This window comes from Nonomuraea sp. NPDC050786 (assembly GCF_040654115.1).
Taxonomy (GTDB): domain Bacteria; phylum Actinomycetota; class Actinomycetes; order Streptosporangiales; family Streptosporangiaceae; genus Nonomuraea.
Genome location: NZ_JBFAHJ010000016.1, coordinates 179,767 through 191,687, shown reverse-complemented (window position 1 = coordinate 191,687; position 11,921 = coordinate 179,767). Strand labels below are relative to the sequence as shown.

The window sequence follows — 11,921 nt, the reverse complement described above, 5'->3', positions numbered from 1 at the left end:
TCCCCGGCCCTCCCTCCAAGGGACACCAATCGCCGCCTTCGCCTCTCCCTCCCCAAGGGACCCCAGCCGAAGTGCGGTGGGTTGCGGAGGAGCGGGGGAAGGGGTACTAGCCGAGGCTCTTGAAGAAGGCGATGACGTCGGACGCGACGACCTCGGGCGCGGTGTGCGCGGCGTAGTGCCCGCGCGCCGGCGCCGGCAGCGTCTTCCAGGACACGATGTTGGCGTGGTCGCGCTCGGCGAAGCGGCGGATCGACTTGAAGTCGCCCTCGCTCATCGCCAGTGCCGTCGGCACGGTGGTGGGCTCCTTGGGCTGCTCCATGCGGGCGTTCTCCCAGTACTGCCGGATCGCCGACCCCGCCGTCCCGGTGAACCAGTGGATCGAGGCGTTGGTCAGGACGAAGTCGTCGTCGAGGTCCTCGTCGAAGAGCTGGGCGAGCCAGCCGAGCAGCCCGGCGGGGGAGTCGGCGATGGCGTGCGCGAGGGTCTGCGGCTGCTGGGAGTGCAGCACGTTGAAGGCGCCCTTCTCCTTCCAGAACCAGTCGAGCACGGCCAGCCCCGCCTGGTCCTCCTCGCTCAGGTCCGCGAACTCGGCCGGGTCGCCCGACGGGAAGGAGAACAGCTGGGTGACGTGCACCCCCACGACGTGCTCCGGGTCGAACCTGCCGACCTCGGGCGAGATCATCGAGCCGCCGTCGTTCCCGACCGCGCCGTAGCGCTCGTAGCCCAGCCGGGCCATCAGCTCGGCCCACGCCCTGGCGATGCGCTGGTTGTTCCACCCCAGTTCGTGCGTGGGGCCGGAGAAGGCGTAGCCGGGCACTGACGGGATGACCAGGTGGAAGTGGCGCGACAGGGGCTCGATGGCGTCGCGGTACTCGACGAAGGTGCCGGGCCAGCCGTGGGTGAGGATCAGGGCCAGGGCGTCGGGGTTCTCGTTGCGGACGTGCACGAAGTGGATGTTCTGCCCGTCGATCTCCGTCGTGAACTGCGGGTACGCGTTGAGCCTGGCCTCCTGCGCCCGCCAGTCGAACCCGTCGCGCCAGTAGCCGACCAGGCGCTTCACCCGCTCGACGCTGACGCCCTGGTCGGCGCCGGCGATCTCGTCCGTGAAGCGGGTCAGGGCGAGGCGGGCCTGGAGGTCATCGAGGTCGGTCTGCGGGATCTCGATGCGGAAGGGGCGGATGCTCACGGGAAGCTCCTCTTGAAGCAGGGGAACGGTTCGTTCTGTTCCAAGAATAGCAGAACGGAACGATTCATTCCACTAAAATGCGCTCCGGGCCCGAATAGATGTTGCAGCGCTCGCCCCGCAGGAACCCCACCAGCGTCATGCCGAACTCCCTGGCCAGGTCGACCGCCAGCGACGACGGCGCCGACACGGCGCACACGACCGGGATGCCCGCCGCCAGGGCCTTCTGCATGATCTCGTAGCTGGTCCGCCCGCTGACCATGAGCACGTGCTCGGCCAGCGGCAGCCGTCCGCTCAGCGCCGCCCAGCCGGCCAGCTTGTCCACCGCGTTGTGCCGCCCCACGTCCTCCCGCAGCGTCACCAGCTCCCCGGTGGCCGAGAACAGCCCGGCCGCGTGCAGCCCGCCTGTCTTGCCGAAGCCGCCCTGCGCCTTCCTCAGCCGGTCGGGGAGGGCGTACAGGAGCTCGGGGGTGAGCTGGAGCCGACCCCTGGGGAGCGGTTCGCAGCGGTCGTGCAGCGCCTCGAGGCCGGCCGAGCCGCAGACGCCGCAGGCGCTCGAGGTGAGGAAGTGGCGGTCGAGGGCGGGCAGGTCGGGGATGGGGCCGTGCAGGCGTACCGTCACGGTGTTGTAGCGGGCCTCGGGCGGGACGTCCTCGTCGACGCAGTACGCGATGGCCGCGATCCCGCCGGGACGGACCAGGCCCTCGCCGTGCAGGAACCCGGCGGCCAGCTCGAAGTCGTGCCCCGGGGTGCGCATGGTGATGGCCACGGTCTTGCGCGTGCCGTCGGCGGCGGTGAGGCGGATCTCCAGCGGCTCCTCCGTGGCCAGGTCGTCGCGGCGGTCCCTGGCGGTGGAGCCCGAGAGCTCGACGATCCTGATGCGGCTCGTGGGCCCCGGGCGCGTCGTCACAGGGGCCGCACAGTGACGAGGGCGTTGTAGTCGGGGATCCGCGCGTCGGGCGAGCGGCGGGCCTCGTCCAGCAGGACGTTCCCCTCGGGCCAGTGGATCTGCAGGTTGCCCGGCATCAAGGGGGCCCGCAGGACCTTGCCCCGGTAGGCACGCTCGCCGGAGCGCAGCTCGACGGGGGCGCCGTCGGGCAGGCCGAGGCGGTCGGCGTCGTACTCGCTCATCAGCACGGCCTCGCGCGGCGCGCCGTTGAAGCCGTCGAGGCGCTCGTGGACCATGCTGTTGAACTGCTTGCCGCGCCTGGTCGCCACCATGAACGCGCCGTCGGGGCGCTCCAGCGCGGGCAGCCCGACGGCGGAGAACCTGCCCAGCCCGTCGGGCGTCTGGAAGCGGCCGTCGGCGAACAGGTGGCGCCCGCCGTACTGGACGTTGTCGCCGAACCTGCGCAGGCCGGCGATGCCCTGATAGAAGGGCACCGCCTGTTCGATCTCGGCGCGGATCTGCGGGGTGCCGGTGAAGCGTACTTTTGCCGAAATTTCGGGACGTGTGCGGGCGGCCAGCTCCGTGAAGATCTTCCACTCCGGCCACGCCTCGCCGATCCGCGGCCCCTCGACCTCGGGGGAGAAGATGACCCGCCGCTCGGTGGAGGTCTCGGTCACGCCGCCGACCATCTCGTAGCGGGTCTGCGCGGGCAGCAGCAGCACGTCGCCCTCGCCCGGCACCAGCATCTGCGACGACAGCACGATGTCGATGTGCACCCGGAGCCTGAGCCGCGACAGGGCCTCGCGGCAGTAGGCGGGGTCGGGCAGGACCTCCAGGAAGTTGCCGCCGCTCGACACCAGCGCGTCGAGGTCGCCGCGGTGGGCGGCGTCGATCATGTCGGTCGCGGTCAGGCCGGGGGTGTCCGGGACCTCAAAGCCCCACCTATCCGTAAATTTCGCTGCATTTTCGGGCGTGATCGGCAGGCCGCCGGGCAGCCCGGTCGCGTACGCGCCCATCTCCGCCCCGCCCTGCACGCCGCTGTGTCCCCTGATCGGCATCAGCCCGCACTTGTCGCGCCCCACGAAGCCCCTGGCCAGTGCCAGGTTCACGATCGAGCGGACGTTGTCCTCGCCGTACGTGTGCTGCGTGATGCCCATCGACCACACCAGCACCGCCGACTTCGCCTCGCCCAGCAGCCTGGCCAGGCGGTACATGTCCTCCCTGGACGCCCCCGACAGCGCTTCCAGCTCCTCCCACGACTGGCCCGCGAGCTCGGCGCGCAGCTCCTCGAATCCCGTCGTCCGCCGCTCGACGAACTCCTTGTCCACCCAGCCGTTCTCGATCAGGTGCTTGAGCACGCCGTTGAGGAAGCCGATGTCGCCGCCCACGTTCACACCGAAGAACGCGTCGGTGATCTTCGTGCCGAACACGGCGGACTCGGCGTTCGACGGCACCCAGTACTTGTCCATCCCGGGCTCGCGGTAGGCGTTGACCATCGCGATCCGCGTGCCCGCCTTCTTGGCGTGGTACAGATACTTCATCGCGACCGGCTGGTTGTTCGACGGGTTCGAGCCGATGAACACGATCAGGTCGGAGCCGATCCAGTCGGTGTACGAGCAGGTGGTGGCCGCGGCGCCGATGGTCTGCTTCAGCGCCACCGTCGAGGGCGAGTGGCAGATCCTGGCGGCGTTGTCGATGCTGTTGGTGCCGAGCGCGCGCACGGCCTTCTGGGCCGCGTAGTAGTTCTCGTTCGGCATGCCGCGGCTGGTCAGATAGGCGCCGAAGCGCGCGTCACGCAGCCCGTCGGAGGCGACGCGCAGCGCCTCGTCCCAGCTGATCCGGGTGAAGCCGGGCTCGCCCCGCCTGCGGAGCATCGGGTACGGCAACCGCCCCAGCTCGCGGAGCTCGGCGCTCTTCCTGCCCGCGAGCCCCGAGACGTCCCTCAAACGGGATATGTCGAGGGCCGGCATGGTGTTCAGGGGCAGCAGCCGCAGCCTGATGTTGCACAGATGGATCTCGTCCATCGTCCAGTCACGCATGCCCTGGGTGCCCAGCGCGCACCCGTCGCAGGTGCCCTGATTGAGTATCCGCCACGCGTAGCGCCGGTTGCCCTTGACCGACTTGAACGCCTTCCAGAGCTCCAGGTAGTTGTTCGGCTTGCGCAGCCCGACGCCGAACGGCCGCCAGGAGGCCCAGTTACGCGGATCCAAAGGCTTGCTCATGTCTCCATCCTCCTCTTGCCTGCCAAGATAGGGGGATGTCCGGCTCACGCTATTCCGACCTCGAACGCCCGCCGCTCTCCGAGGCCGCGCTCAACCGCGCGCTCGTGCGCCCCGGCTCCCTGTGGACGGGCCTCACCGTCGTGGAGAGCACCGGCTCCACCAACGCCGACCTCGCCGCGTCCGCCTCCGGCGGCGCCGGGGAGGGGACGGTGCTGGTGGCGGAGGCGCAGCTGGCGGGGCGCGGCCGGCTCGGGCGCAGCTGGTCGGCGCCGCCGCGTTCCGGCCTGACGTTCTCGATCCTGCTCAGGCCGCGGCCGCCGATCGCCACGCAGGGCTGGCTGCCCCTTCTGTACGGCGTGGCCGCCGCCTCGGCGGTGCGCCGCATGGCAGAGGTGGACGTGCGGCTCAAGTGGCCCAACGACCTGCTGATCGGCGAGCGCAAGCTGGCCGGGATCCTGGCCGAGCGGGCCGACGACGCCGTCGTCATCGGCATGGGGCTGAACGTGTCGCTCACGCGGGAGGAGCTGCCCACCGAGACGGCCACGTCGCTGGCCGTCGAGAAGGCCGCGTGCGTCGATCGGGATCCGCTGCTCAGGGCCGTGCTCAGGGAGGTCGAGAGCCACTACAGGGAGTGGACGGCGGCCGACGGCGACGCGGAGGCGTCGGGGCTGCGCTCGGCCTACCTGGCGGCCAGCGCCACGATCGGGCGGCGGGTCAGGGTGGAGCTGCCCGGCCGGCAGGCGGTGATCGGGCTCGCCACGGGGGTCGACCTGTCCGGGCACCTGCAGGTGGAGTCGGAGGGCGAGCGCTACACGCTGAGCGCCGGAGATGTCGTACATGTAAGGCCAGCGGATTGACCGTGGCCGCCGAGCGGCGATGATGGGACGATTTGGGCCATGACCCTTCCCGACCATCATCTGACGCAGGGTGAGCAGCGCGTCCGATCCTTCCACCCCCACTGGAAGCGGCTCATCGGCCCCTTCTTCGCGCTGATCCTCATCGTCGCGGCAGTCGGCGCGGCGCTGTTCCTGATCCCCGGCGAGTGGGAGTACGCCTTCTACGCCAGGATCGCCGCCGTCGTCATCGGCCTCGTCCTGCTGACGATCTACACGCTCGTGCCCTACCTGCGCTGGGTGAACACCGGCTACGTGCTCACCACGCACCGCTTCACGATCAGCATGGGCGTGCTGAACAAGTCGACCGACGAGATCCCGATCGCCAAGGTCAACACGGTCAGCTCCGACCAGACGTTCCCCGAGCGGCTGCTCGGCTGCGGCACGCTGACCGTCGAGTCGGCGGGCGACCGGGGCGAGATCGTGCTGCGCGACATCCCGAGGATCCAGGACGTCCGTACCGACCTGTTCAGGCTCGTCGAGGACGCCTCCGACGGCGAGATCGACGGCCACTGACCGGTGAGCAGCCCCAGCCGCAGGAGCTCGCCGAGCGCGTCTGGCGCGCGCTCGGGTTCGCGCAGCGGGCCGACGGCGCCGTGACGTTCACCGATGCCGACGTCCAGGCGCTGCGCCGGGTGCGCGGGATGCTCGACAGCGGAGCCATCGACGAGCAGACGGTCATCCGCATGGCCCGGGCGCTCGGTCAGACGACGGCCCGGCCGGCGCAGTGGCAGGCCGGGCGCCCGCGAGTTCGGCGAGAAGGAGCTGGCCGAGCTGGTCGAGGGGTTCGAGGCGCTGGCCTCCGATGTGGTGGCCTCCCACGGTGCCCGGCTGGTCAAGACGCGGTCCAGGCCTATGTCTTGCGGAGACCATCCTCCTGACACAAGATGGCTGCCATGCCGTACGAAGTGCAGGGCGTCATCGCCCGAGCCAAGGGCCAGGAAGTTTCCCTAGAGACGGTCGTGGTGCCGGACCCCGGTCCAGGCGAGGCGGTCGTCAACGTGCAGGCCTGCGGGGTCTGCCACACCGACCTGCACTACCGCGAGGGCGGGATCAGCGACGACTTCCCGTTCCTGCTCGGGCACGAGGCGGCGGGCGTCGTCGAGGCGGTCGGTCCGGGCGTCACCGACGTGGCCCCCGGCGACTTCGTGATACTCAACTGGCGCGCGGTGTGCGGGCAGTGCCGCGCCTGCCTGCGCGGCCGCCCCTGGTACTGCTTCAACACCCACAACGCCACCCAGAGGATGACGCTCAAGGACGGCACGGAGCTCTCCCCGGCGCTGGGCATCGGCGCGTTCCTGGAGAAGACGCTGGTCGCCGCCGGCCAGTGCACCAAGGTCTCCGCCGAGGCGCCCGCGAAGGTGGCGGGGTTGCTGGGCTGCGGCGTCATGGCGGGCCTCGGCGCCGCGATCAACACCGGCGGGGTGACCCGGGGCGACTCCGTCGCCGTCATCGGCTGCGGCGGCGTGGGGGACGCCGCGATCCTCGGCGCCTCGCTGGCCGGCGCCGCCAAGATCATCGCGGTGGACGTGGACGACCGCAAGCTGGCCTGGGCGCGCGACTTCGGCGCCACCCACACCGTCAACTCCCGCGAGAACGACCCGGTGGCGGCGATCCGCGACCTGACCGGCGGGTTCGGCGCGGACGTGGTCATCGAGGCCGTGGGCCGCCCGGAGACGTACGAGCAGGCGTTCTACGCCCGGGACCTGGCCGGCACGGTGGTCCTGGTCGGCGTCCCCACCCCTGAGATGAAGCTCGAGCTGCCCCTCCTCGACGTCTTCGGCCGCGGCGGCTCGCTCAAATCCTCCTGGTACGGCGACTGCCTGCCCTCGCGCGACTTCCCGATGCTCATCGACCTGTTCCTGCAGGACAGGCTGCCGCTGGACAGGTTCGTCTCCGAGACGATCGTGATCGACCAGGTCGAGGAGGCGTTCGCGAAGATGCACCGCGGCGAGGTGCTGCGCTCGGTGGTGAAGTTCTAGATGATCGACAGAGTCATCACCTCGGGCACGTTCTCGCTGGACGGCGGCACCTGGGACGTCGACAACAACGTCTGGCTGATCGGCGACGCCCGCGAGGTCGTCGTCATCGACGCCGCACACGACGCCGGGCGGATCGCCGAGCGGGCGGGCGGGCGCACGGTCAAGGCCGTCGTCTGCACCCATGCGCACAACGACCACATCAACGCCGCCCAGCCGCTCGCCGACCTCACCGGCGCGCCGATCCGGCTCCATTCCGCCGACCAGGTGCTCTGGGAGCAGCAGTACGGCGACGCGGTGCCGTACCACCCGCTGGCCGACGGAGACAAGATCGAGGTGGGCGGGATCGTGCTGGAGGTGCTCCACACGCCGGGCCACTCGCCCGGCGCGGTGTGCCTGTACGCGCCGGACCTCGGTGCCCTGTTCAGCGGCGACACCCTCTTCAAGGGCGGCCCGGGGGCGACCGGCCGGTCGTACAGCTCGTTCGACACGATCATCGAGTCGATCAGGGAACGGCTGCTGACGCTGCCTCCCGAGACCGTGGTGCACACGGGCCACGGCGACTCCACCACGATCGGCGCCGAGGCTCCTCACCTGCAGGAATGGATCGCGAGGGAGCGCCGTCGCCTGGACTGAGGAGCGTCGGGAGCGTAGCGACCAGAGCGACGAGGGAAGGCGACGGCTCCCCAGCGACCGAGCTGCCTCCACGGAGTGGAGGCCATGAACACGGCGGATAGCAGAGTGTGGCCTAACTAACGTAGGCAAGCCTTACCAAAGTGGGTTACCTTAGGTGTGCCTAACCTTTGTTGCTGCTTGTCGAGAGGCCTTACCCCGGATGTACGTCTGCATTTGCCGTGCTGTGACGGAGAACGAGGTGCACGACTGCATCGCTGCCGGGGCCAAGAGCGCGAAGCAGATTCGCGACACTACAGGGGCTGGTGGGGACTGTGCCCGATGTGTACGGAAGATCTGTGCAATGCTGAAAAGGTCTGAAGAACTGACGACCGCATAGCAAGGGGCCCGTTTCATGCAGGGCGACAAGCAGATCATCGAGTTGCTCAACGAACAGCTGACCGCCGAGCTCACCGCGATCAACCAGTACTTCCTCCATGCCAAGATGCAGGAGAACTGGGGATACACCAAGCTGGCCGAGCACACCCGCGCGGAGTCGATCGACGAGATGCGCCACGCCGAGCGCCTCACCGATCGCATCCTCTTCCTCGAAGGCCTGCCCAATTACCAGCGTCTGGGGACCCTGCACATCGGGCAGACCGTCGAGGAGCAGCTCAGGGCGGACCTCGAGGTCGAGCTCTCCGTCGTGGAGCGCCTGCGCCCGGCGATCGCGCTCATGCGCGAGAAGGGCGACATCACCTCGGCCCGGATCTTCGAGGAGATCCTGGAGGACGAGGAAGCGCACATCGACTACCTGGAGACGGAGCTCGGCCTCATCCGGAGCCTGGGCGAGCAGCTGTACCTGGCTCGCTACGCCGAGCCGCCGTCGTCCGACGACTGACCACGGTCATCGGGTGGGCCTGCCGTAGCCCACCCGAAGCCGGTCTAGCGCATGATCCAGACCTGGTCGGTGATGTTCCGGCAGGTCCACTGGATGATCCACTTGCCCGGCTTGCGCTCGCCCTTGCCGACCGCCAGGCACATCCCGGTGGCCTGGTTCCGCAGGTGCTGGTTGTCGTAGATCCACTCCTGCTCGGACCCGCCGTCGGTGCACGGCCACTGGATCGCGTACTTGCCCTTGACCTGCACGCCACGCGCGATCGCCAGGCACATGCCGGTCTTGGCGTTGACGAGCTTGCGCCCCTTGTAGATCCACTGCTGGTCCTTGTTGGTGGAGCACGTCCACTGGATGACCTTCTTGCCGGCCTTCACCTCGCTCTTGCCCACGGCCAGACAGAGCTCGGTGGCGGCGTTCATCAAACGGGATCCGCCGCTCGCCGCGGAGGCGGGAGCGGTGGCCAGGGAGAGCGCCACGGCGGCGGTGGCGGTGACGGCGAACAGTTTCTTGGAGATTGCGAGCACGTCTATGACCTTTCTGCGAACTGTCGATCACTGAGACGCGCGCAATTTCCCTTTTGTTCTGAACGGCTGCGGAGAGTCGGTCATGGCGCGGAACGGGAACGCCATGATCGATGCTTTCCGGCTGGGGCTCCAACAGCGGTAATTTAATCCGGACTAACCGATATTTAGCCGCGTTTGCCCAGGTCAATGGATAGGTCAACGACGAGTCAAACCCGGCGCTGTGCCCGGGAAACGATCCCCTAAGGTCCTACGATCGCTTCATGACCTGCGTACTTCTCGCCGAGGATGACACCTCGATCTCGGAGCCGCTCGCGCGTGCGCTACGCCGCGAGGGCTACCAGGTTGAGGTGAGCCCCGACGGCCCGCAAGCCCTGGAGCGTGCTCTGTCGGGCGGCATCGACCTCATCGTTCTCGATCTTGGCCTGCCCGAAATGGACGGGCTGGAGGTGGCCCGCCGGATCCGGGCCGAGGGCCACGGCACCCCGGTTCTCATACTCACCGCCCGCGTCGACGAGGTCGACACGGTCGTCGGACTCGACGCCGGCGCGGACGACTACGTGACCAAACCGTTCAGGCTGGCCGAGCTGCTCGCCCGGGTCCGCGCGCTGCTGCGCCGCGGCACCTCCGAGACTCCCGTCGTCCAGGGCGTGCGCATCGACGCCGATTCGCGTCGTGCGTGGATGGGAGACAAGGAGCTGCACCTGACGACCAAGGAGTTCGACCTCCTGCGTGTGCTCGTACGTGACGCCGGAAAGGTCGTCACCCGCGAGCAGATCATGCGCGAGGTCTGGGACACGAACTGGTGGGGGTCGACCAAGACACTCGACATGCACATCTCCTGGCTGCGTCGCAAGCTCGGCGACGATGCCGCGAAGCCCCGTTACATCACCACCGTCCGGGGAGTCGGCTTCCGGTTCGAGCGCGAGTAGGAGATGCGCCGCCGACTGCTCTCCTCCACGCTGCTCGTCGCGGTCATCGCGGTCCTGCTGCTGGGGGTCCCCCTGGGCGTCGTCGTCAGCCGCCTCATCGTCGACGAGGCGGCTCAGGAGCTCGGGGCGGAGGCCAAGCGCCTCGTGGGAGAGGTCGAGTATGCCCGTGTTCAGGAGACACCGCTCGACCCTCAGCAACTGGAGCAGAAATATCCGGGCCGGTACATACAGATCTGGGAGCGCGGAACCCCCCTCCGGGTGACCGTGGTCGGCACGGCTCCGCCGTCCGGTCACCTCATGACGGAGGACGCGCAGACCAACACCGGCGTCTACGTACGGATAAGTCGCGACAGAGACAGGGTCGAGCAGGACGTACGGGCTCGCCTCATGCTCATCGTCGCCCTGGCCGGCGCCGCCCTCGCGGTGGCCGTGAGCCTGGCCGTCGTACAGTCCCGGCGATTGACGCTACCCCTGCAGGACCTGGCGAAGATCGCCGAACGGCTGGGATCGGGCGACGCGCGGCCGAGCAAGCACCGATACGGCATCCCCGAGCTGGACCGGGTGGCACAGGTGCTCGACCGTAGCGCCACCCGCATCTCCGACCTGCTCACGCGCGAGCGCGAGTTCGCCACCGACGCCTCCCACCAGCTCCGCACCCCCTTGACCGGTCTCACCATGCGCCTTGAGGAGATCGTGTCCGCCGCGAACGAGCCGGAGGTCGTACGCGAGGAGGGGGAGGCGGCGATCGTGCAGGCGGAGCGGCTCACCGCCGTGATCGACGAGCTGCTGGCCGCGGCCCGGCGCCAGCGCCAGGCCCAGGCCGAGCCGATCGCCGTCGACGAGGTCCTCATCCAGCAGGTCAGGGAGTGGGAGCCGGTGTTCAGGGACGCCGGCCGCGTGCTGCGGCTGGAGGGCGGGCGCGGGCTGAAGGCGATGGCCACCACCGGCGGATTCGGCCAGGTGATCGCCTCCCTGCTGGAGAACTCGCTGCGCCACGGTGGCGGCGCCGTCACCGTCACCTCCACCTGCGGCGACAACTACGTGGTGATCGAGGTGGCCGACGAGGGCCCGGGGATCGCCGACGAGATAGCCCCCAAGATCTTCGAGCGGAACGTCAGCGGCGGCGGAGGCACCGGCCTGGGGCTGACGCTCGCCCGCGCGCTGGCCGCCGCCGACGGCGGCCGGCTGGAGCTGGTACGGCGCCGCCCTGCCACGTTCGCCATCTTCCTGCGCCCGGCGCAGGACGACGGCAGCAGGAACCGGGTGGTCAGCGGTCCTGCTTGACCCCGGCCTCGGGCAGCTCCACCGGGATCGGCTCGGTGGCCTCCAGGAACACCCACTTCTTGTACGACCAGTAACGGAAGAGCGTGCCGAGCCCCACGCCCACGATGTTGGCGATGTTGATGCTGAGCGCGTCGTGCCGGTCCAGGGTGTACGTGGTGAAGCCGATCGTCAGCATGCCGAAGAGCAGCGCGATGCCGTTGAGCAGGAAGAACAGGAAGTATTCGCGCCCCAGCCCGTTCTGCTCGCGGTGCCGGAAGGTCCAGTAGCGGTTGCCGAGGTAGGCGAACGTCGTGGAGATCGTCGTCGCCATGACCTTCGACGTCAGCGGGCCCCATCCCAGCACGACGTTGCAGAGGTTGAGGAGGCCGAAGTCGATCACGAAGGCGATGGCCCCGATGCTGCCGAACTTGGCCAGCTCGTAGAAGAGAGAGGCGAACCGCTCGTAGAGGCGTCCAACGAGATTCACGTCTCCGCTCGGTCCCTTCCCTCGCCGTGCCTGACCCTCTCA

General features: G+C 69.1%; 13 protein-coding genes. 8 read left to right on the top strand and 5 right to left on the bottom strand.

Annotated features, from left to right (window positions below):
• Positions 1-106: 106 nt before the first annotated feature.
• From AB0H84_RS27720 to AB0H84_RS27710, 3 genes are all read right to left on the bottom strand, one after another.
• Positions 107-1,186, bottom strand: coding sequence for an epoxide hydrolase family protein (locus AB0H84_RS27720; RefSeq protein WP_357610040.1), 1,080 nt, complete (start codon positions 1,184-1,186; stop codon positions 107-109).
• 64 nt (positions 1,187-1,250) lie between these two features.
• A complete protein-coding gene (fdhD, locus tag AB0H84_RS27715) occupies positions 1,251-2,093 on the bottom strand; it encodes a formate dehydrogenase accessory sulfurtransferase FdhD (protein ID WP_357610037.1) in 843 nt (280 codons plus the stop codon).
• Positions 2,090-4,294: an FdhF/YdeP family oxidoreductase gene (locus AB0H84_RS27710; RefSeq protein ID WP_357610034.1), complete on the bottom strand. Its 2,205-nt coding sequence runs from the start codon at positions 4,292-4,294 to the stop codon at positions 2,090-2,092. The genes fdhD and AB0H84_RS27710 overlap by 4 nt, the downstream gene beginning before the upstream one ends.
• A gap of 35 nt (positions 4,295-4,329) precedes the next feature.
• On the opposite strand from AB0H84_RS27710, the gene AB0H84_RS27705 reads away from it, so the two are divergent.
• The 6 genes from AB0H84_RS27705 (at position 4,330) to bfr (ending at position 8,679) form a co-directional block, all read left to right on the top strand.
• Positions 4,330-5,151, top strand: a complete 822-nt coding sequence (locus AB0H84_RS27705; protein WP_357610031.1) for a biotin--[acetyl-CoA-carboxylase] ligase — start codon at positions 4,330-4,332, stop codon at positions 5,149-5,151.
• 39 nt (positions 5,152-5,190) lie between these two features.
• The gene (locus tag AB0H84_RS27700) at positions 5,191-5,703 is read left to right on the top strand and encodes a PH domain-containing protein (RefSeq protein WP_357610024.1); all 513 of its coding nucleotides are present in this window, start codon (positions 5,191-5,193) and stop codon (positions 5,701-5,703) included.
• Positions 5,704-6,083: 380 nt separating this feature from the next.
• Positions 6,084-7,169: an S-(hydroxymethyl)mycothiol dehydrogenase gene (locus AB0H84_RS27695; RefSeq protein ID WP_357610022.1), complete on the top strand. Its 1,086-nt coding sequence runs from the start codon at positions 6,084-6,086 to the stop codon at positions 7,167-7,169.
• Positions 7,170-7,802, top strand: a complete 633-nt coding sequence (locus AB0H84_RS27690) for an MBL fold metallo-hydrolase (RefSeq protein WP_357610019.1) — start codon at positions 7,170-7,172, stop codon at positions 7,800-7,802. It abuts the gene before it with no gap.
• A 199-nt stretch (positions 7,803-8,001) separates the two neighbouring features.
• Positions 8,002-8,178 carry a (2Fe-2S)-binding protein gene (locus AB0H84_RS27685; RefSeq protein ID WP_345002194.1) on the top strand — a complete coding sequence of 59 codons (177 nt, stop codon included), beginning with the start codon at positions 8,002-8,004 and terminating at the stop codon, positions 8,176-8,178.
• Between the two features lie 15 nt (positions 8,179-8,193).
• Positions 8,194-8,679 carry a bacterioferritin gene (gene bfr / locus AB0H84_RS27680; RefSeq protein WP_357610016.1) on the top strand — a complete coding sequence of 162 codons (486 nt, stop codon included), beginning with the start codon at positions 8,194-8,196 and terminating at the stop codon, positions 8,677-8,679.
• Between the two features lie 44 nt (positions 8,680-8,723).
• Here the strand turns inward: bfr and AB0H84_RS27675 are convergent, their stop codons facing one another.
• Positions 8,724-9,200 (bottom strand): RICIN domain-containing protein, encoded by a 477-nt coding sequence (locus AB0H84_RS27675; RefSeq protein WP_357610013.1) that lies wholly within the window; start codon positions 9,198-9,200, stop codon positions 8,724-8,726.
• 260 nt (positions 9,201-9,460) lie between these two features.
• Here AB0H84_RS27675 and AB0H84_RS27670 point away from each other — a divergent pair, with 260 nt between their 5' ends.
• Both AB0H84_RS27670 and AB0H84_RS27665 read left to right on the top strand, forming a co-directional pair.
• Positions 9,461-10,129, top strand: coding sequence for a response regulator transcription factor (locus AB0H84_RS27670; protein WP_012888073.1), 669 nt, complete (start codon positions 9,461-9,463; stop codon positions 10,127-10,129).
• Positions 10,130-10,132: 3 nt separating this feature from the next.
• A complete protein-coding gene (locus AB0H84_RS27665; RefSeq protein ID WP_357610010.1) occupies positions 10,133-11,413 on the top strand; it encodes an ATP-binding protein in 1,281 nt (426 codons plus the stop codon).
• On the opposite strand, the gene AB0H84_RS27660 is transcribed toward AB0H84_RS27665, so the two are convergent.
• Positions 11,397-11,879, bottom strand: coding sequence for a GtrA family protein (locus AB0H84_RS27660; protein ID WP_357610007.1), 483 nt, complete (start codon positions 11,877-11,879; stop codon positions 11,397-11,399). The two genes, AB0H84_RS27665 and AB0H84_RS27660, sit on opposite strands and share 17 nt — an antisense overlap.
• Positions 11,880-11,921: the final 42 nt, after the last annotated feature.